Here is a 26,934-nt window from a genome sequence, read left to right on the forward strand (position 1 = left end):
GGACGAATGCGAAGAGATGGGTGGTTCAAAAATGTACCACTTGAGGAAGACTGGCACCCCGCTGCGGGCTGATTGTTCCTAGGGAATTCCCTCAATTTGGCTTTAAATTGATCAAAATTGCTTCTTTACATGTACTATTGGCTTGGTTGTGAACCATAACTGGTCTAAATAAAGTCCAGTGGCTATCCGGCTTGACTCTCTGTCTGCGTACGCCGAGTCGCCCCTTCCTACCTCAGTGGAAACCGCATGAATACCGAAAAGACGACTTTTGATGCACAGGAGACAGCTTCGCTTCTTGACTACACCGCACTCGTAGAGACGCTTAGGCGAACAATCGTCGAGTACGGCGCCGGCGACATCGCGAGTCCCGAGCGACTGTCCATTCCTTTAAAAGGCGGGGTGATGCTCTCCATGCCGTCGAGCGCGGAAGATATCGCGATTCATAAGCTGGTGAACGTCTGCCCGGGCAACATCGCTCGCAACCTGCCGACCATTAACGGACAGGTCATCGCATGCGACGCAGACACTGGCGAGATGTTGTTCGTGCTTGATGGTCCGACTGTGACGGGGCGTCGCACGGCTGCCGTGTCGGCCTTGGGCGCAATGACGCTTCTGAATGGTTTGCCCAAGGAAATCCTGGTCATCGGCACGGGAAAGCAGGCGTCGAATCACGTCGAGGCTTTTGCAACACTTTTCCCTGAGGCGCGAATCCTGGCCAAGGGCATTTCGGACGACGACACACGAAGCTTTGTTGAACGACACATGGTGGTCGCCCCGAAGCTCGAAGCACTGCAAGGTGAGATCCCCGACTCCGTCGACGTTGTGGTTACCGTGACTACGAGCAGGAAGCCCGTCTACAACGAAGCGGTTCGTTCCGGTCGGTTGGTCATCGGCGTCGGGGCGTTCACGCCGGACGCTGCCGAAATCAGCAAACAGGTTGTTGATGGCAGTTTCGTGGTTGTTGACGACCCAGTGGGCGCGAAGCACGAGGCAGGCGACCTGATTCAGGCTGAGTTTGACTGGAGTCGCGCTGGTTCGTTGGCACAAGCGATTCAAGGTCAGCTCAAGCCGGATGCACCGGTTTTCTTCAAGAGCGTTGGCTGCGCCGCATGGGATCTGGCCGCGTGCCGCGTGGCGCGCAGTGCGCTAGGTTGATCAACCAGTGCCCCGCAACTGCCAACTTGCGCTAGCCAGGCCGTTGCCCCCGATGGGTTCCTGCGCAGTATGCGTCGGCCTTCAGGGGTTCTGCGTAAGTATCTGAGATGCAGCGCAGAGAAGTAGCAATCACGGTTTCGGTGCCTTGTATGCGCTGGCTTGTTCGAGAAGCCATGTTCTGAAGAGCTCCAGCGGTTTGCCGTGGCTCAGTTCCGTCGGATAAACGAGGTAGTAGGCGGAGTCTGCAACAGTTGCGGCTTCAAAGGGAATGATGAGGCCAAGCTGCTTCAACTGCCCCTCGACGAAAAACTTTGGTACAAGTGCCACGCCTAGCCCTGCGGCGGCGGCACTGATCAGCATCGTATGGAGTTCGTAGCGCACGCCTTGCATCGTGGAATTGTCCTCGACGCCGAGATCCGATAACCATCTTGTCCACGCGTCGGGACGAGTGGTCGAGTGCAACAGCGGGTAGGCAAGCAGTTCGTGGGGTTTTTTGATGGGTTTGGATAAGAGCGACGGCGAGCAGATGGGTACCACCTCTTCCCCGAACAGATAGTCGGAAGAGGTGCCCGGCCACGTCGGCTTTCCATAGTGAATGGCCGCTTCGAAATGTGATTCCTCGAACGAAAACGTGTCAGTACGCACGCCCATATTTATCCGTACGTCAGGCGTTCGGTCGTTGAAATCTTTCAGGCGCGGAATTAACCACTGAGACGCAAACGTGGGAAGTACTGCGAGTTCGAGATAGCCACCGCCGCTACCATGAGCGATGATTGACAGGGTATCGCGGTCGAGATTTTCGAGCGCCCTGCGGACTTGCGTGCCGTACAGCCGCCCGGCACGAGTGAGCACCACGCGCTGCTTTGCGCGAACAAACAGGCGGACACCAAGATTGGATTCGAGTGTTGCGATTTGACGCGAGATGGCGCTTTCCGTCAGGAACAGTTCCTTCGCCGCATGCGTGAAGCTCTCGTGTCGCGCAGAAGCTTCAAATGCCAGCAACGCGCCCATGTTGGGAATCTTGAACTTGCGCATGTTAATTCCTAAATGTCATCAAGTAACAATTTAATCTCGCTTTACGCGATATGCAACCGTTTGAATAATGCAATCACGTACGGCTGACCTTCCTCCGGGAAGTCAGCAGAAGAACAATCTCCGCCTTCCGGCGCTGTGTCCCTGTGAGATAAGCGATGCGTAATTCGAACGTTGAACATCTGTTACTGAAGCTGCTTGGCCCCGCAAAGACAGACTCCCTCTTTGCCACCCTGAATTTCCCGACCGTGCTTCAGGACTGGGAGGCCGGGATTGTTACGCGCGCCGAACTGGCGCATACGATGAACATGGCCCTGTTCGAGGATCTGCTGGACCGCTCGACGAATGGCCGGATCTACACGGACGAGGCAATCGCCAAAGGCGGGTCAGTCTACTTCGACCACGGCGCGCTTCGCACTGTTCGTTGGTCGAAGAATGGCGCACTGCCGCCGGGCGAAGCCGCATTTACCCGAATTCTACGTCCGCTTGGTTTCAAGCTGAACGGCCGCTACCCGTTGGACAAGCTGGGCATGACCGGACGCGCTTACTTACACGAAGACGCGCCTGATGGGATTGCCCAGTTTTTCGTCAGCGAGCTTCACCCGGAACGTTTCTCCAGCGAGTTTCAGCAAGCCGTGACGAACGTCGTGAGCACGTCGAAGGACCCGTTGACGCCAGCAGCAGTCTCGCAACTCTGGGAGCTGGAACGCGACGGCTCGCTGCCTGTCGAGGCAGCATGCGAGCTACTGCCTGTGATCGTCGGCGCCTTTGCGCGCCATCATGAAGTACCGCAAGAAGCAGACTACGAGGCACTCCTGCTTGAGTCGGCCGAAATGGCCTGGATTGCGACGGAAGGCAATGCGTTCAACCACGCCACGGACCGCGTCGAAGACGTGTTCAAGTTGTCCGACGATGAGAAGGCGAAGGGGCGGCCGATGAAGCCCGAAGTCGAGCGGTCGCGCTCAGGTCGTGTATTCCAGACTGCCTACCGTGCCGACACGGTCAGGCGCGAGTTCAAATCGCATGACGGAAAAATCGTGACGCGTGACGTCCCTGGTTCGTTCTATGAGTTCATCACGCGCAAGCGCAACTTCGACCAGGCATCGCGCAGTTGGGCAACTGACCTGCGCTTCGACGCCGGAAACGCTCAAGGCATCTTCAAGATGACAGCGAACGCGGCGCAGTAAAGTGAAACCCGCTACCGCGTTCCAGGCGAGCAAAGCCCTGTTGCAAGACATTGAGGCGGAGCTTCGGAAAACCCTTCGTGGTGAAGTTCGTTTCGATGCCGGGTCGAAAGCGTTGTACGCCTCTGATGCATCGAACTACCGGCAGATACCACTAGGCGCTGTGGTCCCCGTCGATGTGGACGACCTCGTTGCCGCGCTCGGTGTGTGCCGGCGCAACGATGTTCCGTTTCTTACACGAGGCGGAGGCACTTCGCAGAATGGCCAGTGCGTGAACGTGGCGGTTGTGGCTGACACGAGCAAGTATGTCAACCGGATCGTCTCTGTTGACGCGGAAAGCCGGACGGCGCTGGTTGAACCGGGCGTCGTGTGCGATAACCTGCGCGACGCGGCTGAAGAGCATGGCCTGACCTTCGCGCCGGACCCTGCGACACACAGCCGATGCACGCTTGGCGGAATGATTGCCAACAATTCTTGCGGTGCGCACTCGGTGATGGGTGGCAAGACCGTCGAGAACATCGAAGCGCTGGAAATCGTGACGTATGACGGCGCGCGATTCTGGGCGGGTCCGACCACGGAGCCCGAGCTTGAAGAAATCATTGCGCGCGGCGGCCGGCAGGGAGAGATATACGCAGGGTTGCGAGCGCTGCGCGACCGTTATGCGCAAAGAATTCGTGCGGAGTTTCCGCAAATCAAGCGGCGCGTGTCCGGATTCAACCTCGACCAACTGTTGCCGGAAAATGGCTTCAACGTTGCGCGAGCACTCGTCGGAACCGAAGGGACCTGCGCCGTTACTTTGCAGGCAATGGTGCGCCTCGTTCACAGCCCATCGTGCCGCGTTTTGCTCGTGCTTGGCTTCAAGGACATCTACACCGCGGCAGATGGCGTTCCTCACTTCAATCGCTTTTCGCCAATCGCAATCGAAGGCCTCGACCGCGCCATCATTCGTGGTCTGCAAGCGCGCGGACTGAAGAAAGAGGAGATTGCGCTGTTGCCGGAGGGCGACGCCTGGGTCGTTCTGGAGTTCGGAGCGGACACGGTTGCTGATGCCATAGAACAGGCAAACGATGCTCACGCTTACTTCATGGCCGGCCACGGCGGTGCCGCGGTCAGCGGTTTTGTCGTCGAAGACAAACAGAAGCAGCAGAAGATCTGGTCGATTCGAGAGACAGGTGCATCTGCCGTTGCACTGGCGGTGGACCCGTCAAAGCCTGACCCGATTGTGGGCTGGGAGGACGCGGCCGTTGACCCGTTGCGACTCGGGGACTACCTGCGCAAGTTTCAGGCGCTCGTGGACCGGTTTGGATATGAAACCTGCCTTTATGGTCACTTCGGCGATGGTTGTGTCCATGCGCGTATCACCTTCGATATCCGAACCGACGAGGGTGTGCTGAAGTGGCGCGGCTTTTTGCGCGAGGCCGCGCAACTGGTAGTTGACTTCGGTGGCTCCCTGTCTGGGGAGCACGGCGATGGTCAAGCCAAAGCTGAGTTTCTTCCCATTATGTATGGCCCGGAAATCATGCAGGCGATGGAAGATTTCAAGGCTATCTGGGATCCGGCCAATCGCCTGAATCCGGGCAAGGTCGTCCATGCGTATCGCGCGGATGAAAATTTGCGGATGGGACCTTCATATAAGCCCGTGACGCTTACGACCAGGCTCGCGTTCTCGAGCCCGGAAGGCGACGGCATGCAGCGAGCGGTTGAACGCTGTATTGGCATGGGCAAGTGTCGTTCCCTCGATGGCGGGACGATGTGTCCGAGCTTTCGTGCAACACGCGAGGAGAAGTTCTCCACGCGAGGCCGAGCCCACCTCTTCTGGGAAATGCTCCAGGGCGAAATTATCACCGACGGCTGGAACAGCCCTGAGGTGAAAGAAGCTTTGGACACATGCCTTGCATGCAAGGGTTGCAAATCAGACTGTCCGACGCATACCGACATGGCGTCGTACAAGGCTGAGTTTCTGTCTCACTACTACGAGAACCATCGTCGACCGCGGCAGGCGATGTTCATGGGGAGGATTGGTCAATGGGCACCGCTAGCGAGTCGTTTTCCGTGGTTGACGAATTTCATGACTTCAGCCCGACCGTTGGCTCGTATCAGCAAGTGGGTCGCGGGCGTCGCGCCGCAACGGCATCTGCCAGTATTCGCTCCCCGGACGTTCAGGGCGATGGCCAGGCAGCGGCAGACGGTGGACAGCCTTGCGAAAACTGCACCCACGCAGAAGGTGATTCTCTGGGTTGATACTTTCAACGACCACTTTTCTCCCGAGGTCGCAACGGCCGCATTTGATGTGCTGACTGCGATTGGCTACGAAGTCGTTTTGCCGCGCAAGCGACTTTGCTGTGGCCGGCCTTTGTACGACTACGGTCTGCTTGATGAGGCACGCGCGCTGCTCCGAAGCGCCGTCGACGAGCTGGCTGAGGACATTCAGTCGGGAGTGCCCGTTATCGGGCTCGAGCCCGGATGTTTGTCGGTCTTCAAGGATGAGTTGCTCAAGCAACTCCCTGACGACACGATGGCGAGAAGACTCTCAGAGCAGACCTTTCTGTTTTCCGACTTCGTCGCTCGAGCAGACTACGACTGGGCGGAGCTCGACGCGGACGTTGTCGTGCACGGGCACTGCCATCAGAAGTCGATCTTCGGCATGAAAGGCGAGACTGCTCTGCTCGACAAACTCCATGTGCGATGGACCCTGCTTGATACGGGGTGTTGCGGAATGGCCGGGTCGTTCGGATTCAATGCCGACCATTACGACCTCTCGATGAAAATCGCCGAAGACAAGTTGCTACCGCTTGTCCGCAGCGCTCCTGCAACCGCAATAGTCGTGACTAACGGATTTAGTTGCCGGGAGCAGATCGAACAGGGCGCGGGCAGACAGTCGATTCACATCGCACAACTGGCGCTGAAGGCGCTGAAGCGCGAACACATTCCGCAGGCGAAGCCAGTGCCGCGCATCACCGGCGACTTGACGCCGATATCGTGAGCCGTGGGAAGCCGGCTTCTTTCGATTGTTGATAGCCTCGTCTGATGAACGGCTTCGAAGAGGGAGTCCATTTTCTGCGCACTGCCTGCGAGGGCTGCGGTCGGCAGTCTCGGTGACGGAGCATCTTTCGAAAGCGTCGACAGAAGCACACGAAACATGCGACAGCGCCTCAGCGTAGATGTGAAGCTATATGCCTCCCGAAACAAGCGCATCTGCACTGTGCGAATGTCTTCGCCCAGCGTCCGTGATACTTCGGCGATGCTCCACGGATATGCGGGCGCGATGAACATTTGCTGAGCGAGAGCGCGCCCAAACAGCGAACTCCGCGTCCAGTAGGCCGCGTGCAGAGAAGTCCAGTCCGGCGCGGAATGCACGCCACTGTCAAACAATTCCAGAGTTAATGTCCCTGCCGCACAACCCTCAATTCCGGGCACCAAATCCACCGAGAAAAGTGTCTCTGCCGGTACCACCCAGCCAAGACCCGGCGCTGTACGTTTGAGGGTGACTTCGGCAGCAACGGCGTGAGCCCCAAGGTGGGGATTCCAGAGGACCGGAAAAGGGACTCGGAGACTGTGGGCCTGTACGGTTCTGGAAAAACTGAAATGCAGGTGCATGACGTGATCGCTATCGGGAAAATCAGGAAAGGTAAACACTAGGCTGAAGCCGACTACGAAAGCCTGGCGAAACACAAACACCAGACTAGCTTGAAGATAAATTTATAACATCTGTAGTATAACCAACTAATATTGTTTGATCCCACACCTCGATGAAACTGCAAGGGTGAACAGCCCCGGATTTTTCGTCCACATATGCGGTCTGACCGGAGTTCCAGGACGGCTAGGGCGGGTTTGGGGCTGTCTCCTTTGAACCTCGGGAATCTCCTGGTGGCCTGATAGATCGAAGTCCATTTCCCGAGAATGCTTGTCACATCTGGCTTGATGAGAAATAGGCATCAGGTGGTGAATAGATATCGTTTGATACCCCTATATTGGATACACACAATCGGCCTGCATCTTCTTCACCGACGCGGCGAGCGTCACGTTCCGACGGGGCTGACAGGTTCTTCAGGCCGTTCAGCGAGATCAGAAAGCTGATTTGCTGATGTACCGCTGGCGGAGCGACAGAGGATGACTCACACGCGCTGGGGCCATTGGTTGTTACCGAAGTGCGTTTTGTACCGACAACAGATATCAAAGGACTACCCCATGGTTTCCCTTCTCCGCACTTCCCGCCGTACCGCTGTCATTGCAATGTCGCTGACGCTTGCCGCCGGCGCGGTCAGCGCCCAGGAAGTTGTCGTCAAAGTTGGTGTTGCAGGCCCGCTTACGGGTAGCGGTGCTGCGTATGGTAAGGACATCGAGAACGGTGTGCGTATGGCAATCGACGAAGCGAACGCTGAACACCACACCATCGGTGGCAAGCCGGTAAAGTTCGTCATGGAGTCGCAGGATGATCAGGGCGACCCGCGCGTCGGCGTACAGGCTGCACAGCAACTCGTTGACGACAATGTTTCGGTGGTAGTCGGTCATTTCAACTCGGGTACGACGTTGCCGGCTTCGAAGATTTACGCGAAGGCTGGCATCCCGATGATTACGCCGGCCGCTACCAATCCGACTATCACTCAGAGTGGGTTGAACACGATCTACCGCGTTATAGCTACAGATTCCCAGAACGCGGGTAATGCCGGTCAGTACGCCGCGACCGTGACCAAGGCGAAGCGCATCGCCATCATTGACGACCGCACGGCTTTCGGTCAGGGCGAGGCGGACGAATTCGAAAAAGCGGTGAAGTCGGCTGGTGGCAGCATCGTGGCTCGCGAGTTTACGAACGACAAGGCCGTCGACTTCAGCGCGCAGCTCACGGCTATCAAGAGCACGAACCCAGACCTGGTTTTCTTCGGAGGTCTCGACGCTCAGGCGGCCATGCTCGTCAAACGTATGCGTCAGCTTGGCATGAAGGCGCAATTTCTGGCCGGCGGCGGTGTCATGGATGCCAACTTTATCCGGCTCGCGGGTAGTGCGGCGGACGGCTCGTCGGTATGGGAATATGGCCAGCCTCTGAGCACGCTGGCCAAGGGGAAGACCTTCGAGTCCAGGTTCAAACAGAAGTTCGGTACAGACATGCTTTCCTACGCTCCCTTCGCGTATGACGCGACATGGGTTGCCATCAAGGCGATGGAGGCGGCGAACTCTGTCAAGCCGGCCGATTTCAACGCTGCATTGAAATCGACGAACTACGATGGTGTCACCGGCAAGATTGGCTTCACCCAAACCGGTGACCTGAAGAACCCGCGCTCGACGATGTATCAGGTCAAGGATGTCACCTGGGTGCCGATTACAACCCGATCAGCCGACTGAACATGCTGTGAGTAAGCGATATGACGCGGAGGCGGCGAGCCGCCCGACACCGCGTCAATCAAGCAGGTGCTACCAAAGCTAGGCATTGGAAAATTTAAGAGGTCATATCGTGAAAGCATCAACCATTCTCTCGGAACTCGGCATATCTCACTTCGCAGAAGCAGGCGATATCGCCGTCCATTCGCCCGTCAATGGTGAACTCATTGGTCGCGTTGCGAGCGAGTCCGTCGCCGACGTTGACGCAGCACTGGCCAAGGCCCAAGCTGCATACGCCGTCTGGCGCAACGTGCCTGCACCGCGTCGTGGAGAACTGGTTCGCCTGCTAGGCAACAAGCTGCGTGAACAGAAGCACGCGCTGGGCAGCATCATCACGCTCGAAACCGGCAAGATTCTCCAGGAAGGTCTAGGTGAAGTACAGGAAATGATTGATATCTGCGATTTCGCGGTTGGTCTTTCGCGCCAATTGTACGGCCTGACCATCGCGTCAGAGCGTCCGGGCCATCGCATGGCCGAAACGTGGCATCCGATGGGCGTCTGCACTGTTATTTCCGCCTTCAACTTTCCGGCGGCTGTCTGGTCATGGAATGCTGCGCTTGCGCTCGTCTGCGGCAATGCGGTCATCTGGAAGCCTTCGGAAAAGACGCCTCTTACCGCTTTGGCTGTCGACAGAATTCTGCAGGATGCGTTGAAGGAATTCGGCGATGCGCCGGAAGGCCTGACAAAGCTCATCAACGGCGGTCGTGAAGTTGGAGCGAAGCTGGTCTCCGATCCGCGTTCGAATATCGTTAGTGCTACCGGCAGTACCGAGATGGGGCGTACGGTTGGTGTTGAAGTCGCTCGCCGCTTCGGCCGCTCCATTCTTGAACTGGGTGGCAACAACGCCGGCATCGTGTCCAGTACAGCCGATCTGGAACTCGCTCTGCGTGGCATCGTATTCTCGGCGGTGGGTACTGCTGGTCAGCGTTGCACGTCCTTGCGTCGCCTGTTCGTTCACGAAAGTGTGTATGACAAGGCAGTGGAGCGTCTGAAGACTCTGTACAGCAAGGTCGCTATAGGCAACCCGCTTGAGCAGGGTGTTCTGATGGGGCCGCTCATCGACGAAGCATCGTTTTCACGCATGCAGGCCGCACTGGAGCAGGCGAAGAGCGAAGGCGGCAAGGTTTTTGGCGGCGAGCGCCACGTAGTAGCCGGCAACGAGCATGGTTTCTACGTGCGCCCGGCTATCGTTGAAATGCCGTCACAGACCGAAATCGTACTGAAAGAGACGTTCGCACCGATTCTGTACGTTCTGAAGTACAGCGACTTCAACGACGCAATCGAGGCAAACAACGCCGCGGTCCACGGCCTGTCGTCCTGCGTCTTCACGACGGACTTGCGTGAGAGCGAGCGATTCCTGTCCGCTTCGGGTAGCGATTGCGGTATCGCCAATGTGAACATCGGCCCCAGCGGCGCGGAAATCGGCGGCGCATTCGGTGGTGAGAAGGAAACCGGCGGCGGCCGCGAATCGGGTTCGGACGCGTGGAAAGCCTACATGCGCCGGGCGACGAATACCGTCAACTACTCCTCCGCGCTGCCACTGGCGCAGGGCATCGATTTCAACATCGACTAAAGGTAGTGGCGATGCACGGGTAGGCCATGGATGTCCGGCTTGCCTGTGAGATTCAGAGCCGCTCTATCCGGAGCAGCCCATTCATGCAATTTGGAGCAAGTCGTGAGTTCTCAAGTCGTTATCGTTGGCGGCGGGGTAATCGGTAGTTCTATCGCTTACTTTTTACGTGCCTCGGACCCGACGGTGTCGGTCACGGTCATCGAGCGTGACCCGACCTATGCGAAGTCGTCCTCGGCGTTATCGGCCGCATCAATCCGGCAACAGTTTTCGACGCCGTTGTCGATTCAGATGTCGCTTTACGGTATCGAGTTTCTCCGCGACATTGGCAACCGGCTGGAAGTCGACGGCAACCAGCCTTCGATTGATCTGCATGAAGGCGGATATCTTTTCCTCGCGACGCCGGCAGGTGCGGCAACCCTGCGGGAGAATCATGCCCTGCAGAAAAGCCTGGGCGCAGATATTAACTTGATGGGGCAGGACGGCCTGAGGGCAAAGTTCCCCTGGCTTAATGTCGAAGACCTCGTGTCGGGTGCTTATGGTGAAAGTGGCGAGGGTTGGTTTGACGGCTACGGTCTCGTGCAGGCGCTCCGGAAGAAAGCGCAATCGCTTGGTGCGCGGTACGTTGCAGCAGACGTCACAGGCCTTGTTCGCGACGGCCGAAAGGTGACCCATGTTGTTGCGAGCAACGGTGAACAGTACCCGTGCGACACGGTTGTCAACGCTGCCGGTGCATGGGCGAGACGCATCTCCGAAATGATGGGCATCGACATTCCCGTCTTTGCGCGTCGGCGCAGCATCTTTAATGTTTCTTCACCAGCACGCCTGACGAACTGCCCGCTGTTGATTGATCCCTCTGGCGTGTACTTTCGCCCGGAGGGCAAAACCTACATCACCGGAACTTCGCCGAGTGAAGACAACGACCCGGATGACTTGCCGCTGGACGAAGTTGACCACAACATCTTTGACGAAGTCATCTGGCCGACTCTCGCGCATCGAGTGCCGGAATTCGAGGCACTGCGTGTAGAGAACTGCTGGTCCGGCTACTACGAGTACAACGTATTCGACCATAACTCCATCATCGGCTATCACCCTGAGATAGAGAACTGTATCTTCGCCAACGGCTTCAGCGGACACGGCCTTCAGCAAGGACCTGCCACCGGCCGCGGTGTGAGCGAGTTGATTCTCAATGGCAAATACAGTTCGCTGGACCTGTCGGATTTGAGCTGGAACCGCATTCTCGAAAACCGTCCCATCGTCGAAAAGAACGTCGTGTAACGTCGACGTGTCCGTCCGTTTGTGGCGGATGGCGTCTCCTGGAAAGCTTCGACATTTTGGCCCGACATCGTCGGGCCTTTTTTATTTGCTCGCTAGCAGGCGGAAGAGCGCGAAGCCGTGCAAATTTCCTCAAGAACTTGTGACTCGGGTAAATACCGGCGCCCGGAGAAACGCATCAATGTGAGCATCTATAAACGAATGCACCTGGCATGATGATAAAAGCGCATTACGTAGTGCATAGATATCGTTTGCTGGCTGCACTTTGGCTGACCACAATCAAAGCTCAAATTTCATTCGATGCTTTGTGTATCGACGGGCGGTGGCAAAGACGCTGGCGGACAGACCATTTGGTTTAGCGCTTGCGGCAAGCAACTGCTGCTATTTCCCGGTCACCAGCCAAAAACGACATGTACGAGTTCACCGCTCCTTTTCAAAACCCGTCCGGTTCACCGATACGGGAGCTGTTCAAGTATCTCAGCGAACCTGGGATGATTTCATTCGCGGGCGGCTATCCAGCCAGCGACCTTTTTGACGTCGAGGGTTTGCAGTCAGCTCAGGCGCGAGCTTACCAGGCGTCAAATCGTTGTCTGCAGTATGGCCCGACGGATGGATTGCCTGAACTGAAGGCCGAGTTGGTGAAGCTGATGGCTCGCAGGGGTGTGACGTGTGCGTCAGAAGAGCTGCTTGTGACAACAGGTTCGCAGCAAGGATTGGATTTGTTGCTGCGCATCCTGGTGGCGCCGGGAGATGTCGTTCTCACCGAGCAGCCCGCATATCCCGCGACCTTGCAGGCATTGAAGCTACAGCAGGCGGAAGTCGTCACAGTGCCGGTGGATGGACATGGTCTCGATGTCGACGCTTTGTCCGCGCTTCTTTCCAGCGGGGCCTTCAACCCCCCACGGCTCCTGTACACGGTGCCGACGTTCGCGAACCCGACAGGTGCGACCCTTTCACGGGAGCGTCGCCTTGCCCTGCTCAAACTTGCGGTCGAGTACAAATTCCTCATCGTCGAAGACGATCCTTACGGCGACTTGCGCTTCTCAGGTGCGGCGGTTCCGTCAATTTTTTTCTTGTCGACGGAAGTGCCGGGTTCGCGCGACTGGGTCGTGCATTTTGCAAGCCTCTCCAAGATTGTTGCGCCCGGATTGCGAGTGGGCTGGACGGTCGCGCCACCAGAAATTGCCCGCCGGTGCGTCATCGCCAAACAGACGGTGGACCTTTGCAGCGCGCCGTGGACTCAGGCTACGGCCGCCGAGTACCTGGCAGATGGTGCGCTGGAGCATCATTTGCCGCGCATCACCGGGATGTATCGACGGAAGTGCGACGCCCTGTGCGACGCACTGCGTTCCCAACTAGGCGACGCCATCCGGTTCCATCAACCTGAAGGCGGTATGTTCGTGTGGGCTCGAATCGAAGGTATGGATTCCTCGGTACTTCTGCAGGCCGCAATCGACAACAAGGTTCTCTTTGTCCCGGGTAAGGCCTTCTTCGCAGACAAGCTGGACGTTGCATCACTTCGTCTGTCATTTGCTGCGCCTGGTGTCGATGAGATTCAGGAAGGTGCAAGGCGGTTGAGTGACGCGTATGAAGAAGCGCTGTCAGCAAATACGTCGCGGGTTTAATCGTACGCGTTGGAAAGGGAATAGGAAATGAAAGTATTGGTAGCGGTCAAACGGGTGGTGGACTTCAACGTAAAGGTTCGTGTGAAAGCCGATCAGTCAGGCGTTGAGCTTGCCAACGTGAAGATGTCGATGAATCCCTTTGACGAGATTGCCGTTGAAGAAGCGGTGCGCCTGAAAGAGACGGGGCATGTCACGGAAGTCATTGCAGTCTCTGCCGGGCCCGCCCAGTGCCAGGAGACGCTTCGGACGGCACTGGCGATCGGTGCTGACCGAGGCGTACACGTGTGCGTTGACACGGAGCTGCAGCAACTAGGCGTCGCCCGAATCCTCCGCGCAATCTTCGAGCGTGAGAAGCCAGGCCTTGTGATTCTCGGCAAACAGGCAATCGATGACGATGCGAACCAGACCGGACAGATGCTCGCCGCGCTGGCAGGCATTCCGCAGGCGACTTTCGCTTCACGTCTTCAGGTTGAAGGTGATGTCGCAACGGTTGCACGCGAAATCGATGGAGGCGCCGAGACTGTCAGCGTCACGCTGCCCGCGGTTGTGACGACGGACTTGCGTCTCAATGAGCCACGCTATGTAACGCTGCCGAGCATCATGAAAGCCAAGAAGAAGCCGATTGAAACGATCGATTTTGCCGAGTTGGGCGTCGACATCAAACCACGTCTGAAGACGCTAAAGGTTAGCGAACCGCCAAAACGTCCTGGCGGTGTCATTGTGCCGGACGTTGAATCGTTAGCCCAGAAGCTGAAAAACGAAGTGAAGGCGAACTGAGACATTGCCATGACGACATTGCTGATTGCAGAACACGACAACTTTGAACTGAAAACTTCGACGTTGCACGCGTTGACGGCGGCTCGCCAACTGGGTGAACCCGTACACGTTCTGGTCGCAGGTTTCAATGTAAGCGCCCTCGCAGCGAAGGCCGCCAAATTCGAAGGCATTGAAAAAGTATTGCTTGCTGACGCGGAACACCTGAAGGACGGTCTCGCCGAGAACATTGAGCCGACGGTGGTAAGCATTGGCGACCGTTACTCGCATATTGTCTTTCCGGCAACAGCCTACGGGAAAAACATAGCACCTCGAGTCGCTGCGAAGCTTGCTGTCGGTCAGATCTCCGATATCACTCGCGTGGTAACCGCTGACACGTTTGAGCGACCTATCTATGCGGGCAATGCAATTGCGACCGTGCAGTCCCTCGATCCCATCAAGGTTTTAACAGTGCGTCTCTCCGTCTTTGAAGCGAGCAACGCGAATGGAGGTGCAAGCGTCCCCGTAGAAGCGGTTATCGCCGCGCCCGATAGCGATTCATCGACGGTTATCAGCCGAACGTTGACGAAATTGGAACGCCCTGAATTAAGCGCCGCGAAGGTGATCGTCTCGGGCGGTCGTGGCCTCGGTTCGAGTGAGCGCTACAAGTCAGTCCTGGAGCCGCTGGCTGACACTCTTGGAGCAGCCATGGGCGCGTCGCGAGCGGCCGTCGATGCTGGCTACGTTCCGAATGACTTCCAGGTGGGGCAGACTGGAAAAGTCGTCGCTCCTGATGTCTACATCGCTGTGGGCATCTCCGGGGCCATCCAGCATTTGGCCGGCATGAAGGACTCGAAGACGATTATTGCCATCAACAAGGACGCTGAAGCACCGATTTTCGGTGTGGCAGATTTTGGCCTCGTGGCTGATCTCTTTCAGGTCGTACCTGAGCTCGTTAGTAGGCTCAACGCGTAGTTTCGAAAACGGTTGCCACGTCTGCAAGCCGTCAGCGGCCGTTCGCCATTCCCGAAAGGACTTTCGAAATGAATACGAGTACGCACATGGTCGCGTTGCCCGACGATATGGACAGTGAACTCACTAGCTACCCGGTGCGACATCTCTCAACGCAGATTTCAGCCGAACCCGGCTATGTGGTGAAGGTCTTCGTGCGTCTTGCTGCAGAGAATCAGGATGGCGGCGAGATTCCGCGTGTTGTTCGCGGCTACAGCTGAGGCCGCAGCGTTGATACACGACTGTACGCATGGGAGGATACCCGCGACGCTTGACCATCCGCTTAGAAAGTCTCTGGATGATGAAATTCATTCGCGTCCTTTTCTGAAGATCTGTGGTCGCGGAACGACGGTGCATTTCGCCGTGTATTCAACCGAAGACTTCGCCATACATGTCAGTCTGCTTCGGCTGCAATGCGCGCAGCTAGGGTTTCCGGCGCCGTCTGATGATGCGAATCACTACTATGGCCGTCATGCTTCGTTCCAGATCAGATGGGAGTTACATAGCGAGTTCTCGACTTTCACCTTCGTCGAGTCCGAGATTGAGGATGCGCCGTTTTCTCGTGACGCAGACACTTTTATCCCGAAAGAGTGGCTGATGGCACTACGAGGCACACGTCTGGTAGCGATGCACGCGGAATTGGTCAGCGGTACGGATGTTGAGCCAGCTCGAAAGGCGGTTCGGAGATATCTTTCCGGGTCCGTGGTTGCGGCAAGCCAGGTAATGGGCGGCGGTGAAGTCTATTGTGACTGGCGCGCGGGCGACGATGGATACACAAGGGTGCTCGTGTGTGACATCGACTTTCGGGAGGCTCAGACCGGTCGACTGCTTCAACGCATCTTTGAAATCGAAACATACAGAATGATGGCGTTGCTTACGCTTCCGGTCGCACGCAATGTCACGAAGATCGTCGAGGAACTTACAAGGCAGGTCGCTGCTGTTGTTGCCAGGATGGACCACATTGAATCGGGGCAGGACGCCGAGCTGCTTCTTAGCCTCACGCATCTCGCCGCACGAAGCGAGTCACTCGGGGAAGGCGCCGCACGCTTCAGTGCGTGCAAAGCCTACGACAGCCTCGTTTCAGCACGTATTCGAGAGTTGCGGGAGCAACGTATTCCCGGGGCTCCGACGTTCGGTGAGTTTATGGATAGACGGCTGCAGCCGGCGATGAAGAGTTGTCAGGCAGTGTGGGAACGACAAGCTCAGGTCGCCCTACGCATTGCGCGAGCGGTCGACCTGTTACGCACGCGGGTGACGCTTGAACAGGAGAGACAGACGACTGGACTCCTGGCACGGATGGACGCAACGTCGCAGACGCAATTACGGTTACAGCATGCAGTGGAGGGTCTCTCGGTCGCAGCTATTTCGTACTATGTCCTGAGTCTGATTACCGCTGTTCTCCGTTCCCTGCATGCTATCTCGTTGCCAGTCAATCCCGAATTAGTGGAAGGGGCGCTTGTTATCCCGGTCATTTTTGCATTGCTCATGGTTATGCGGGCGGTGAAATCGCGAGCCGACAAACGAGCCATGCGTAACCACGCAGGCAAATAGGGCGGACACAACAGTCCGCTGCAGGTGTTTAAGGAAATAACAGGAGAACGTATGCACGAGCCCCCCAAAGTATCCCCCGTCGCGACGTGGCGGTCGGCGTTCACACTGCCGGCTTCACGTCTTACATGACGGACGGCGCACCGTACCAAGATAGTCTCGATAAGCCGGCGAAACCGGGAGCTCTGGGTGACGGCTTGAAGCAACGGCATGTAGTCATGCTCTCCATTGGTGGGAGCATCGGCGCTGGCCTTTTCGTCGGCTCGGGTCCACACAATCAAGTCATGATTGCTTGACGACGCAGCGGTCCCTTCATATGAACGAGCCGGTTCCCCAACGGGACTGTCCCGGAAATTGATTAACTAACAGCATGGAGCCTTAGAAAGAATGCCCACACTTCACGTTCAGCTTCTCGAAGGTCGGTCTGCGGAGCAGAAGCGCAAATTCATAGATGCAGTCACTAAGGCGACTTGTGAGTCGTTGTGCGTCGAACCGGGTACCGTCGATGTTGTCCTTTCTGAAATTCGACCGGAAAACTGGGCGAAGGGCGGGCAGCTATTGTCCGGCGCAATATAGCAACCCGCACACTGCATAAACGCGGCAATGTTGGATGAACTTCGACGAAGAAGAAGCTTCGCGCTGCAACAAGAAATACATTCGGGTAGGAACCCTGCGGGTTTGGTAAATAAGGAGGATGGGAATGCGATTCAAGAGAGTTTTGAATGTGGTCGACGTCCATGCAGAAGGAGAGGTTGGCAAAGTCATCGTTGGTGGCGTAGGCCAGATACCTGGCAAGACGATGTTTGACAAGCGCGTTTATCTTGAGACGAAGCTTGACGACATCCGAAAGATGGTGTTGTTTGAGCCGCGCGGCGCTGTCTGGCACAACGCCAACATTGTGTTGCCTTCGGAACATCCTGACGCGGATATGGGATTCGTTATCCTCGAAACGACAGAGTATCCAGCCATGTCCGGATCCAACGCCATGTGCGTTGCGACCGTGCTCCTCGAAACTGGGATTCTCCCTATGCAGGAGCCCGTCACCGAGCTCGTCCTGGAAGCTCCAGCTGGTCTGATCAAAGTTCGCTGCGAATGCTCAGACGGCAAAGTAACAAGCGTGCGCCTCGTGAATCAACCCGCATTTTGCTATCACACTGATAAGAACATCGAAGTTCCCGGCATGGGGACAATTCGAGTCGATGTCGTGTATGGAGGAATGACGTTCGCGATGGTTGACGCAGCGGACTTAGGCTTTTCAATCAACCCCTCGGAAGCGCGGGAGCTGTGTGAAATTGGCGAGAAGGTCAAGCTCGCCGCTGCCGAGCAACTGGCGGTTGAACATCCCGAGAATCCCCAGATCCCGGGAATTACGGCAACAGAGTTTATGGGACCCGTGCTGCAGGAGAACGGGCAGTTGATCTCGAGGAACACAGTCGTCGTATCGCCCGGTCGCTGCGATCGTTCTCCGTGCGGGACAGGATCTTCTGCAAGACTTGCATTGCTGCATGCGAAGAAGCAAATCGAGGTGGGGCAGATACTTGTCCATGAGTCAATCACTGGCAGTCGCTTTACGTGCAGTATCGAGAGGCTTTCTGAAGTTGGGAAATATCCGGCCGTCGTTCCGGTAATAGCCGGGCAGGCATGGCTTACTGGCTTCTACCAGATGGGCATGGATCCGACTGATCCTTATCAACAGGGATTCACCGTCTCCGACACATGGATGAAGACTGTCTAACGATCCGGCAAGCAACATAGTTCATGATCTTTCGACAGTAATGTTCGATTGCAGATGCGCGTTCAACCAGGATTGATGGACTGAGAGAGGGCTGGCGAATTCGCTGGTGGCTTGCGATTTCGACCGCGGACTAAGCAATGTGCCATGTTGACGCCGTGCGAGCTATCAATGGGCCAGATGAAACACGCTATGTGTGATATTCAGGCGGGGCGGACAGTCTTGTTGTATGTCGAACGCCCCTTTGACTCTCGACGTGAGTGGTTTCTCCTGGCGAAGCCGGCCCGGGTGAGAGGTCAGATTTGCTGGACGGTTTCGGGAATTGCGTCGAGTTGACAGTTGCCTGAACTGGGCTCGGGCCATTGCCACAGCCACGCCTGTTTGAGAAGGGTCTTACGGTCCGGGTGGATCGATTCAGACAAAATGAAACGCATCAACGAGGGAGAGAATTATGCGCTGGAAGAAAACTTTGCAGATCGTGGGCGTTCACTGCGAAGGTGAAATCGGCAAGATCATAACTGGCGGCGTCGTCGATATTCCCGGTAAGACCATGCTCGACAAGATGAATCACATTAACGAGGTAGATGACAGTCTACGGAAGCTCGTCATCTTCGAACCCCGTGGATGCCTGCAGATGTCTGTCAATATACTCCTGCCGCCGACGCGGCCAGAAGCGCATGCTGGTTTTATCGTGATGCAGGCGGACAAGGCGCACCCGATGTCAGGTAGCAACGCGATTTGCGTCGTTACGGCACTCCTCGAGATGGGCATGGTGCCGATGCAGGAGCCTGAAACCACTGTGGTGCTTGATACTCCCGCAGGCCTCGTCACTGCTCGCGCGACGTGTATTGACGGGCGATGCACTGGCGTGTCGCTGGACATGGTGCCTTCGTTCGTTGATCGCCTCGACGTGCCGATCGAGACGAAGGAGTTCGGCACTATCAAGGTGGATATAGCATTTGGCGGTGTGTTCTACGCATTGATCGATGTAGAGCAGGTCGGCCTTGATTTGGTGCCCGAGAACGCGCGTCGACTTGCGGATGTCGGTGTCGCGTTACGCAGCCTTATTGATGAACGTGTTCGCGTAGAACATCCGCTATTTCCACAAATCAATAATATCGCGTACGTAATGTTCCGCAGAAGGTTGAGCGATGTGGAATATCAGACTTGTACGACCCTGCCACCAGGTCGTATCGATAGATCTCCGTGTGGGACTGGAAGCTCGGCGAACCTGGCGACGCTTGCTGCGCGTGGACTCGTCGACGTCGGCGGAAGCCTGATATCGCGCTCGACCATCGGCAGCGAGTTTCGCGTCGAATTGCTGGGCCGAACCGAAGTTGGTGGACGGCCCGCCGTGCTGCCACGTATTCGAGGCCGTGCTTGGATCTATGGGATCGAGCAGCTCGGCGTGGATCCAGACGATCCGTTGGCTGCGGGTTTTACGCTTAGCGATACCTGGGGGGAAGGGCGATAGCCGTTCCGGGCGAAGACGCAAACGGACGGCAGGCGAAGTAGTGAGATCGGATCTGCCATTACGAGGAAACAATGTGCGGTTGTTGTACCGTGTGGACGTCGTGACAGCATTTTGGAAGGGGAGGTTCGACGATGTACCAACTCAAGAGCGCTTCGTATATCCCGTTGACGGCGAAGAATGCTGACTAAAGGGGCCAATTAGCCACAGGCACGGCGGTCGCGCTAAAGGAGCACGGCGTCGGATTATCTTGTAGCGGCTTGCTAGGCGGATGGGCGGGAGTTTTAGCATGGGTCCACCGAAGGGCCCGGCACATCATTACGCCACGAAGCAGCCAAACTCGAATGAAACTTCTGGATGAAGCGCGGGTGCTGTGCGACTGCTGAGTTTGATCACCTATGTTTGCTATGAGAGAAACGTAACCTCGTGTCGATGTACGAAATGAAGTGAGGGCTTAGCCTTGGACGAAATCGTTGATGAAATTTGGAATCTTCTTCACGCAGGTGCGAACGTTGGAAGAGAACATTCGCCATTTACGGTGCTGCAGGCTGCGACAGTGGGCGTCGACGGGGCGCCCGCAGTACGAAATGTAGTGCTGCGTCGGGCCAGTCGCGAGGACCGCTCGGTGACATTCCACACGGACGTCCGTTCGCAGAAGGTTACGGAGTTACGGAAAGATGCCCGGATCTCAATTGTCGGTTCTGACTTCGAATCAGGGATACAGATTCGTCTTCAAGGTATCGCAAGAATCATAGAAGATCCCGAAAAAACCAAGCCGGCATGGAACTTGAGCAGACCTCGAACTTTGATCGTCTACAGTACGCCGCACATTCCCGGCACGCCGGTAGCTTCTCCGGAAGACGCGTACGCAAAGACAGATGCCGGAGTGGACGGTGAATCGGTAGGGTTCGAGAATTTCTGCCTGATTGACGTAAGGATTTCGAAGATCGACTACCTCAACTTGTATTCAACCGGCCATGTCCGCGCGAGTCTGGAACATGACGGGGAGAGGTGGTGTGGGAAATGGGTGGCTCCTTGATTTGCCAGTCCGCAAGTTGACAACAAGGGCGTGAGCGATATAGTTGATGGGTCGGCGGCCCCGAGCGTTGTAGATTCCGCCATGCGCAGCCCGACATCGGCAACCTTGGGGGGCGGCGGGCTATGCTCGATGTGGATAAGTGAGCTCCCTTGGAATGTGCGATTCGTTTACTGTCACACGGCCTGCTTGGACAACAACGAACCTGACATCAGGTTCACTGTTTGGCTTTGACGATCGACAGGGACTGGCTGTCGAGTGCACCGGCTGGATTTTTCGCTGATACCGTATGTCGATGAGAGGCATGCCACGGAATCAGAATCGCTTCGATGTATTCGAGGAACTTGAAGAGCAGGACGCCAAGAAGATCAAGCAACAGCGAAACGAATACGGTAGACTAAATCGGTAATTACGACCTTGCCACGAATCTTTTTCCGGAGAACTTTTGGACTCCAAAGTCACCACCTCGAAGGTCTTGGATACGTCATCGTACGCGCACCAGGAGACTCTGATTCAGCTCTTGAAGCAACTACACACATATCCTCGTAATTCAACGAAGGCAGTTTGGCTTCGATAACCGAATTCAATTCGTTCGCGATATCGCGGTTTCTGCGATTCCGCTCGAGATCGGGCAGCAAGTCGGTGGCGTCTTCGAGCCGACTCGCAACGGGTACGCGAAAAGTGAGCGTGTCACTGGAGTTTTCTGATAGTCCCTCACGCTCCCGGCGCTTCAGATCGTCGTGTATCCAGACGTAAAACGCGGGACATCTCGAAGTGTTCGAGTCAAAACTCAGATCCGCGAAGACGAGCAGAACTGGCTCGCCGATGCGGAGGTAGTAATTCACCGTCGATCTTTCAAGGGGGACAGAGTAAAACTCGCCCGTCGCGTTCAGCGTAGGTGATTCACTGCCTTTGAGCTGGACGTGGAATAGGCCGACATACTGTCCGTCGTCAACCAACTGAACCTGATAATCCAGTCCAACATCGTCAGTGCCGTCGGTCGGCTTCGGCCGCCAGTTATCAGGCTGATTCGCAGCGAAACATTTTTCTGCGCGATGCCCGATGCGCTGCGCCTCACTCTCTTGCGGAAGCCGTTCCGAAGCCATCGTCCCCCCGAATGAATTCGAGTCAGTTTTTCGATATTCTAAATCCCCCTATACATAAGTCGAAACCTCGTCTTGCGCTGTGCACAGGGTTAGTTGGTTGAAATCTCGTGCACCTCTAGCGAGCCATCATGGAAGCGAACATTCCTGTGGCAAAGCGCGTCTGTGCGGAGCGGACAGTTTGTGCGCGCGTCAAGCGTCCGATATGGCAGGTTTAACGGACGTTGTAGATCGCTTGGTCGGTTTGCACCGATCGCGGCTGGCCCGGGACAAAGGAGGTCTGTACGGCAGTCGACAACGCTGGGTATTTACCTTTAAGCCGTCGTTACCATTCCGCGGTGATGACTTGATCGAGCAACTGAACGGTGATCTGCCCTGACACGGAGGGCGGTAGCATGGCGGCCGCTGGCCGTATCATGGTTTTCGAATTTCCAGAGCGTGACTGATGAATGTGACTGATTCAGGGTTTGCCCTAAGTTTAACGTTGATCGTGAAGTTTTGTGACCGGTTGCTGTTCAGTCTCGTACGGCACGCGGGCTACCAAGAGATAGCATTTTCGATGCTAAGTGGTTGTTTGTTATGGAAAATGCGTGTCACCGCCGTGTCGGAATGTATGTTCCGAGTTCAAACTTAAGTGAACAAAGTTCAAAGTTAAGTGAATCTCGACACCTGACAAAGCGACATCCCTTCTTGAATTTGTCACCACCCGTCCATATAATTAGCACTCGCTGCACGAGAGTGCTAACAACATCGCCGGTTGGCTCAGCCAGCCGGGTTTTCTCAGCGTTCTTCAGTCTCAATCAAGAGAGGAGTATGTATGAACCTTCGTCCTTTGCATGATCGCGTGATCGTCAAACGTCTGGATCAAGAAACCAAGACCGCGTCGGGCATCGTGATCCCCGAAGCCGCAGCAGAAAAGCCGGATCAAGGCGAAATTCTGGCAGTCGGCCCGGGCAAGCGTGACGACAAAGGCGCACAAATCGCCCTCGACGTGAAAGTTGGTGACCGCGTCCTGTTCGGCAAGTACGCAGGCCAGACCGTCAAGGTCGACGGCAACGAACTGCTCGTGATGCGCGAAGAAGACATCATGGCCGTGGTGCAGAAGTAAGCGCCAGTCGCTACTTTTCCCGGTCATATCCCAAAGAATTCAAGGAGTTAGAAGATGGCAGCTAAAGACGTCGTATTCGGTGATTCCGCCCGTGCCAAGATGGTTGAAGGCGTGAACATCCTCGCGAACGCTGTGAAGGTCACGCTGGGCCCGAAGGGTCGCAACGTTGTCCTGGAACGCAGCTTCGGCGGCCCGACGGTCACGAAGGATGGTGTTTCGGTCGCGAAAGAGATCGAACTGAAAGACAAGCTCCAGAACATGGGCGCACAAATGGTCAAGGAAGTTGCTTCCAAGACCAGCGACAACGCAGGTGACGGCACCACGACCGCAACGGTTCTGGCTCAGTCGATCGTCCGCGAAGGCATGAAGTACGTTGCATCGGGCATGAACCCGATGGACCTGAAGCGTGGTATCGACAAGGCTGTGTTCGCAGCGATCGAAGAACTGCGCAAGATCAGCAAGCCGTGCACGACCAACAAGGAAATCGCTCAAGTCGGTTCGATCTCGGCAAACAGCGATTCGTCGATCGGCGACCGTATCGCTGAAGCGATGGACAAGGTTGGCAAGGAAGGCGTCATCACCGTTGAAGACGGCAAGTCGTTGCAAGACGAGCTGGACGTTGTCGAAGGTATGCAATTCGACCGCGGCTACCTGTCGCCGTACTTCATCAACAACCCGGACAAGCAAGTTGCTGTGCTCGAAAACCCGTTCGTGCTGCTGCACGACAAGAAGGTTTCGAACATTCGTGACCTCCTCCCGGTCCTCGAGCAAGTCGCTAAGGCTGGCCGTCCGCTGCTGATCATTGCAGAAGACGTCGAAGGCGAAGCGCTGGCTACGCTGGTTGTGAACAACATCCGCGGCATCCTGAAGACTGTTGCTGTCAAGGCTCCGGGCTTTGGCGATCGTCGTAAGGCCATGCTGGAAGACATCGCGATCCTGACCGGCGGTCAAGTTATCGCTGAAGAAACCGGCCTGACGCTCGAAAAGGCAACGCTGGCTGAACTGGGCCAAGCGAAGCGTATCGAAGTGGGCAAGGAAAACACGACGATCATCGACGGTGCTGGCGAAGCTGCAACCATCGAAGCACGTGTGAAGCAAGTTCGCACGCAAATCGAAGAAGCTACGTCGGACTACGACCGTGAAAAGCTGCAAGAACGCGTGGCCAAGCTGGCCGGCGGTGTTGCAGTGATCAAGGTCGGTGCTGCGACCGAAGTCGAAATGAAGGAAAAGAAGGCACGTGTCGAAGACGCACTGCACGCAACGCGCGCAGCTGTGGAAGAAGGCATCGTTGCTGGCGGCGGCGTCGCACTGATCCGTGCACGTACGGCAATCGCTGGCCTGAAGGGCGCTAACGCCGATCAGGACGCAGGTATCAAGATCGTGCTGCGCGCGATGGAAGAGCCGCTGCGCCAGATCGTCACGAACGGTGGCGAAGAAGCCAGCGTCGTGGTGGCAGCTGTTGCTGCTGGTACGGGCAACTACGGCTACAACGCTGCAACCGGCGAGTACGTCGACCTGGTTGACGCAGGTGTCGTGGACCCGACGAAGGTGACGCGCACGGCGCTGCAAAACGCAGCTTCGGTCGCTGGCCTGCTGTTGACCACCGACGCAGCTGTTTGCGAACTGCCGAAGGAAGATGCTCCGATGGGCGGCGGTATGCCCGGCGGCATGGGCGGCATGGGCATGGACATGTAATCTCCGATTGAGCCTCACTTGGCCTCGTTTGAGGCTCAGTTGGAAACACATGGGGAGGTGCGTCGCGAGGCGTACTTCCCAAAACAAAAAACCCGCAGAAATGCGGGTTTTTTGTTTTGGGGCTAACGATAAGCCGGTTCGCTATGACTAGCGCTCGATGCAATCGGTGTTCATCAGGCAGTTGTCGCGCAAGTAGCTGAATATATGCGCTACGCTCTCGGCCGGCGTCAACACGGCCGTATCTATCTTCAACTCAGGATCAGCCGGGACTTCATAGGGTGCCGATACGCCAGTAAACGACGCAATCTCGCCGGCGCGGGCTTTGGCATAGAGACCTTTCGGGTCACGACGGGCGCAAGCGTCGACCGAGGCGGAAAGATAAGTCTCGATGAAATTGCCGGGTCCAACGATTTCGCGCGCCATCGCTCTGTCTTCACACATGGGTGAGATAAGCGCCGCGATAACGATGAGGCCTGCGTCGTTCATCAACTGGGCCACGTGCGCCACCCGGCGAATATTTTCACGCCGGTCGTTCTTGTCAAAGCCGAGATCGGACGCCAAACCGTGGCGGATATTGTCTCCGTCGAGGACGTAGCATGCATGGCCTAGCGATGCGAGTTGCTGCTCGAGTGCGAAAGCGATTGTTGATTTACCCGCCCCGGATAGCCCCGTCAGCCAGATCGTAACCGGCTTGTGGCGGAACATTTGCATCCGGTCGCGGGCGGTCACTTCGCCGTGGAAGCGTTGCAGAAAAGGCAGGGGCTGTCCCATTGTTCTCTCTCGACTCAGGCGGCGCAGTGCCAACCTTGCCGCCAGACGCCTGCGTTGTGCAGGCGCTCCAGCGAATTTTCGATCGTGACGTGAAAACCGTCTGATATGCCCGCGGGTAGAGGAATTGAAAATCCAGCGTGGGAGCTTGGGTATCCCGCGCCAGCAACGTCGGGCCGATACTCACCACTCGAACCTCTCGCGACGACCTCCGTACCAACGCGGACTTCGAGCGGAACTCTTTCTTCCGGCCGGGTGAGATTGACGGCCCAGCCCGAAATCACGCCGTTATGGACGGCGTCGACAAAACCGTCGTACATGTCGGCGGTAGTGTGCGGTTGGCTCTGCGCGAACTCTATGTATTCCTTGATGGGAGTGAGATCAAACTGGTTGATCACGCTCACCACTTTCGAGAGGAATTTTTCGTCAAAACCGAAAACGATCGAACTGTGCGCGTACGGATTTTCGAGCTGATTGATCGCCTCCTGAATGGTGCGCACCGACGCCAGGGCCTTTGAAAACACGTCGCCTGCTTGCAGGGCATGTTGCGCTATCGCCTGGTTGACGTCCTGAAATATCTCGTAATCGAAACGATTCTCTTCGGCAAACGTTTGCCTTGCTGTTTCACTCACATGAGTTCTGTTTTTGGGCGAGCCACTCGTTTTGTTGGTTTCGAAAAAAAAGGGCAATTCGAGCCCGGTCTTTCCGCAGAGCCGAAGTAAAAATTCGCTCATGTCTTCGCAGACGCCGGTTGCCGCGAAATGTTGGAGAACATGGGTCCGCGCGACTTCGAGGCTGCTTTCGTCGACTACGGAATGGCCGCTCAACATCTGGGTAAACAGGTTTTTCCCCGCGAGTGATTCGCTGACCCACTCGTCGAGCGAGATGGTGCCGCGCCGAACCAGAGCCTCGGTTGCCGACATACCGGCGCCTCGCTCAACTTCGCCGTTCTTGCCGTTGGCTGCGTACCAGTAGTGCGATATCTGACGTGCCAGCGGCTCGCGCAGAATCGTGCAATACGTCAGCGCGCTCTTCAGGTTCCTGTGCATGCCATAGGGCTGATGGCCTCCGCCAATCCTCGTGGTCATCAATTTGGCGTGACTGTTTTCCCAGCCTTCTCGCTCCCATTCGAAATTCACGAACTGATCTTTGCCTTTATTCAGATCAAAAAATGAGATAACGGTTGATCCGCCGCTCTTAGGCGGATGGATGAAGAAAATTGGTGAGGCCATGGGGGCTTATGACAGATTTACGAAATAGAAAGCTTAGCTCGGAGATAAAACCGGTGCTGTAACGTTTAATTACAAGTTAAAACGCATGTTGGCGTTGTGAAAGGAGCGGTAGTTCCGTTGGGTTTCGCGAGGAAGTCGAGCTCGGCCATGTGTTGAGGCGAGGCCTGAGGGAGAGATCACGTACAGGCGTGTCCGCTGGCGCGGGGCTTTCCACGGCGAACATCGATCAAGACGGGGAAAGGCGAGTTGGTGGCACGCGG

The 26,934-nt window shown here is 56.4% G+C and carries 22 protein-coding genes; 17 read left to right on the forward strand and 5 right to left on the reverse strand.

Annotated features, from left to right (window positions below; all coding sequences use genetic code 11):
* Window positions 1-246 precede the first annotated feature (246 nt).
* Complete coding sequence (gene lhpI, locus M0D68_RS18940; RefSeq protein WP_093644148.1) at window positions 247-1,155, forward strand: bifunctional Delta(1)-pyrroline-2-carboxylate/Delta(1)-piperideine-2-carboxylate reductase; 909 nt, start codon at window positions 247-249, stop codon at window positions 1,153-1,155.
* A 129-nt stretch (window positions 1,156-1,284) separates the two neighbouring features.
* Here the strand turns inward: lhpI and M0D68_RS18945 are convergent, their stop codons facing one another.
* Window positions 1,285-2,190 (reverse strand): LysR substrate-binding domain-containing protein, encoded by a 906-nt coding sequence (locus tag M0D68_RS18945; RefSeq protein WP_200652364.1) that lies wholly within the window; start codon window positions 2,188-2,190, stop codon window positions 1,285-1,287.
* Between the two features lie 155 nt (window positions 2,191-2,345).
* On the opposite strand from M0D68_RS18945, the gene M0D68_RS18950 reads away from it, so the two are divergent.
* From M0D68_RS18950 to M0D68_RS19015, 14 genes are all read left to right on the forward strand, one after another.
* Window positions 2,346-3,374 (forward strand): DUF1338 domain-containing protein, encoded by a 1,029-nt coding sequence (locus M0D68_RS18950; protein ID WP_093644144.1) that lies wholly within the window; start codon window positions 2,346-2,348, stop codon window positions 3,372-3,374.
* 1 nt (window position 3,375) lies between these two features.
* Window positions 3,376-6,354 (forward strand): FAD-binding and (Fe-S)-binding domain-containing protein, encoded by a 2,979-nt coding sequence (locus tag M0D68_RS18955; protein WP_266224945.1) that lies wholly within the window; start codon window positions 3,376-3,378, stop codon window positions 6,352-6,354.
* A gap of 1,250 nt (window positions 6,355-7,604) precedes the next feature.
* Window positions 7,605-8,711: a branched-chain amino acid ABC transporter substrate-binding protein gene (locus M0D68_RS18960; protein ID WP_234487790.1), complete on the forward strand. Its 1,107-nt coding sequence runs from the start codon at window positions 7,605-7,607 to the stop codon at window positions 8,709-8,711.
* 109 nt (window positions 8,712-8,820) lie between these two features.
* A complete protein-coding gene (locus M0D68_RS18965; protein ID WP_200654300.1) occupies window positions 8,821-10,320 on the forward strand; it encodes an aldehyde dehydrogenase family protein in 1,500 nt (499 codons plus the stop codon).
* 102 nt (window positions 10,321-10,422) lie between these two features.
* The gene (locus tag M0D68_RS18970; RefSeq protein ID WP_200654301.1) at window positions 10,423-11,595 is read left to right on the forward strand and encodes an FAD-binding oxidoreductase; all 1,173 of its coding nucleotides are present in this window, start codon (window positions 10,423-10,425) and stop codon (window positions 11,593-11,595) included.
* A gap of 407 nt (window positions 11,596-12,002) precedes the next feature.
* Entirely contained in the window at window positions 12,003-13,217 is a 1,215-nt protein-coding gene (locus M0D68_RS18975) for a PLP-dependent aminotransferase family protein (RefSeq protein WP_200654302.1), read from the forward strand.
* A gap of 27 nt (window positions 13,218-13,244) precedes the next feature.
* Complete coding sequence (locus M0D68_RS18980; RefSeq protein WP_200654303.1) at window positions 13,245-13,994, forward strand: electron transfer flavoprotein subunit beta/FixA family protein; 750 nt, start codon at window positions 13,245-13,247, stop codon at window positions 13,992-13,994.
* 9 nt (window positions 13,995-14,003) lie between these two features.
* The gene (locus M0D68_RS18985) at window positions 14,004-14,945 is read left to right on the forward strand and encodes an electron transfer flavoprotein subunit alpha/FixB family protein (protein WP_200654304.1); all 942 of its coding nucleotides are present in this window, start codon (window positions 14,004-14,006) and stop codon (window positions 14,943-14,945) included.
* A gap of 68 nt (window positions 14,946-15,013) precedes the next feature.
* Window positions 15,014-15,202 (forward strand): hypothetical protein, encoded by a 189-nt coding sequence (locus M0D68_RS18990; RefSeq protein ID WP_200654319.1) that lies wholly within the window; start codon window positions 15,014-15,016, stop codon window positions 15,200-15,202.
* Complete coding sequence (locus tag M0D68_RS18995; RefSeq protein ID WP_200654305.1) at window positions 15,162-16,532, forward strand: DUF3422 family protein; 1,371 nt, start codon at window positions 15,162-15,164, stop codon at window positions 16,530-16,532. The genes M0D68_RS18990 and M0D68_RS18995 overlap by 41 nt, the downstream gene beginning before the upstream one ends.
* Before the next feature lie 384 nt (window positions 16,533-16,916).
* Window positions 16,917-17,105: a 4-oxalocrotonate tautomerase gene (locus tag M0D68_RS19000; protein ID WP_093644120.1), complete on the forward strand. Its 189-nt coding sequence runs from the start codon at window positions 16,917-16,919 to the stop codon at window positions 17,103-17,105.
* 124 nt (window positions 17,106-17,229) lie between these two features.
* Window positions 17,230-18,264 (forward strand): proline racemase family protein, encoded by a 1,035-nt coding sequence (locus tag M0D68_RS19005; RefSeq protein WP_200654306.1) that lies wholly within the window; start codon window positions 17,230-17,232, stop codon window positions 18,262-18,264.
* A gap of 448 nt (window positions 18,265-18,712) precedes the next feature.
* The gene (locus M0D68_RS19010; protein ID WP_200654307.1) at window positions 18,713-19,735 is read left to right on the forward strand and encodes a proline racemase family protein; all 1,023 of its coding nucleotides are present in this window, start codon (window positions 18,713-18,715) and stop codon (window positions 19,733-19,735) included.
* Window positions 19,736-20,192: 457 nt separating this feature from the next.
* The gene (locus M0D68_RS19015; protein ID WP_200654308.1) at window positions 20,193-20,771 is read left to right on the forward strand and encodes a pyridoxamine 5'-phosphate oxidase family protein; all 579 of its coding nucleotides are present in this window, start codon (window positions 20,193-20,195) and stop codon (window positions 20,769-20,771) included.
* 214 nt (window positions 20,772-20,985) lie between these two features.
* Here M0D68_RS19015 and M0D68_RS19020 read toward each other — a convergent pair whose 3' ends face one another.
* Together M0D68_RS19020 and M0D68_RS19025 are read right to left on the reverse strand one after the other, a co-directional pair.
* Entirely contained in the window at window positions 20,986-21,144 is a 159-nt protein-coding gene (locus M0D68_RS19020) for a hypothetical protein (protein ID WP_200654309.1), read from the reverse strand.
* A gap of 82 nt (window positions 21,145-21,226) precedes the next feature.
* The gene (locus M0D68_RS19025; RefSeq protein ID WP_200654310.1) at window positions 21,227-21,874 is read right to left on the reverse strand and encodes a DUF4365 domain-containing protein; all 648 of its coding nucleotides are present in this window, start codon (window positions 21,872-21,874) and stop codon (window positions 21,227-21,229) included.
* A gap of 814 nt (window positions 21,875-22,688) precedes the next feature.
* On the opposite strand from M0D68_RS19025, the gene groES reads away from it, so the two are divergent.
* Window positions 22,689-22,979, forward strand: coding sequence for a co-chaperone GroES (groES, locus tag M0D68_RS19030; protein ID WP_007178996.1), 291 nt, complete (start codon window positions 22,689-22,691; stop codon window positions 22,977-22,979).
* A gap of 54 nt (window positions 22,980-23,033) precedes the next feature.
* On the forward strand, window positions 23,034-24,674 hold the full coding sequence (gene groL, locus M0D68_RS19035) for a chaperonin GroEL (protein WP_054041672.1): 1,641 nt from the start codon (window positions 23,034-23,036) through the stop codon (window positions 24,672-24,674).
* A 147-nt stretch (window positions 24,675-24,821) separates the two neighbouring features.
* Here the strand turns inward: groL and cysC are convergent, their stop codons facing one another.
* Window positions 24,822-25,445 (reverse strand): adenylyl-sulfate kinase, encoded by a 624-nt coding sequence (cysC, locus tag M0D68_RS19040; RefSeq protein ID WP_266224946.1) that lies wholly within the window; start codon window positions 25,443-25,445, stop codon window positions 24,822-24,824.
* Between the two features lie 14 nt (window positions 25,446-25,459).
* Window positions 25,460-26,674: a chondroitin 4-O-sulfotransferase gene (locus M0D68_RS19045; protein ID WP_266224947.1), complete on the reverse strand. Its 1,215-nt coding sequence runs from the start codon at window positions 26,672-26,674 to the stop codon at window positions 25,460-25,462.
* Window positions 26,675-26,934: the final 260 nt, after the last annotated feature.

Source organism: Paraburkholderia sp. SEWSISQ10-3 4 (assembly GCF_030464785.1).
In the GTDB taxonomy this organism is placed as follows: Bacteria; Pseudomonadota; Gammaproteobacteria; order Burkholderiales; family Burkholderiaceae; genus Paraburkholderia; species Paraburkholderia aspalathi.

Coding starts and splice junctions, on each gene's coding strand:
- M0D68_RS19045 (WP_266224947.1), bottom strand. CDS start 26,674: ATGGCCTCACCAATTTTCTTCATCCATCCGCCTAAGAGCGGCGGATCA.
- M0D68_RS19005 (WP_200654306.1), top strand. CDS start 17,230: ATGCGATTCAAGAGAGTTTTGAATGTGGTCGACGTCCATGCAGAAGGA.
- M0D68_RS18995 (WP_200654305.1), top strand. CDS start 15,162: ATGGCGGCGAGATTCCGCGTGTTGTTCGCGGCTACAGCTGAGGCCGCA.
- M0D68_RS19010 (WP_200654307.1), top strand. CDS start 18,713: ATGCGCTGGAAGAAAACTTTGCAGATCGTGGGCGTTCACTGCGAAGGT.
- M0D68_RS19000 (WP_093644120.1), top strand. CDS start 16,917: ATGCCCACACTTCACGTTCAGCTTCTCGAAGGTCGGTCTGCGGAGCAG.
- groES (WP_007178996.1), top strand. CDS start 22,689: ATGAACCTTCGTCCTTTGCATGATCGCGTGATCGTCAAACGTCTGGAT.
- M0D68_RS18990 (WP_200654319.1), top strand. CDS start 15,014: ATGAATACGAGTACGCACATGGTCGCGTTGCCCGACGATATGGACAGT.
- M0D68_RS18975 (WP_200654302.1), top strand. CDS start 12,003: ATGTACGAGTTCACCGCTCCTTTTCAAAACCCGTCCGGTTCACCGATA.
- M0D68_RS19025 (WP_200654310.1), bottom strand. CDS start 21,874: ATGGCTTCGGAACGGCTTCCGCAAGAGAGTGAGGCGCAGCGCATCGGG.
- lhpI (WP_093644148.1), top strand. CDS start 247: ATGAATACCGAAAAGACGACTTTTGATGCACAGGAGACAGCTTCGCTT.
- M0D68_RS18980 (WP_200654303.1), top strand. CDS start 13,245: ATGAAAGTATTGGTAGCGGTCAAACGGGTGGTGGACTTCAACGTAAAG.
- cysC (WP_266224946.1), bottom strand. CDS start 25,445: ATGGGACAGCCCCTGCCTTTTCTGCAACGCTTCCACGGCGAAGTGACC.
- M0D68_RS18950 (WP_093644144.1), top strand. CDS start 2,346: ATGCGTAATTCGAACGTTGAACATCTGTTACTGAAGCTGCTTGGCCCC.
- M0D68_RS18960 (WP_234487790.1), top strand. CDS start 7,605: ATGTCGCTGACGCTTGCCGCCGGCGCGGTCAGCGCCCAGGAAGTTGTC.
- groL (WP_054041672.1), top strand. CDS start 23,034: ATGGCAGCTAAAGACGTCGTATTCGGTGATTCCGCCCGTGCCAAGATG.
- M0D68_RS18985 (WP_200654304.1), top strand. CDS start 14,004: ATGACGACATTGCTGATTGCAGAACACGACAACTTTGAACTGAAAACT.
- M0D68_RS18945 (WP_200652364.1), bottom strand. CDS start 2,190: ATGCGCAAGTTCAAGATTCCCAACATGGGCGCGTTGCTGGCATTTGAA.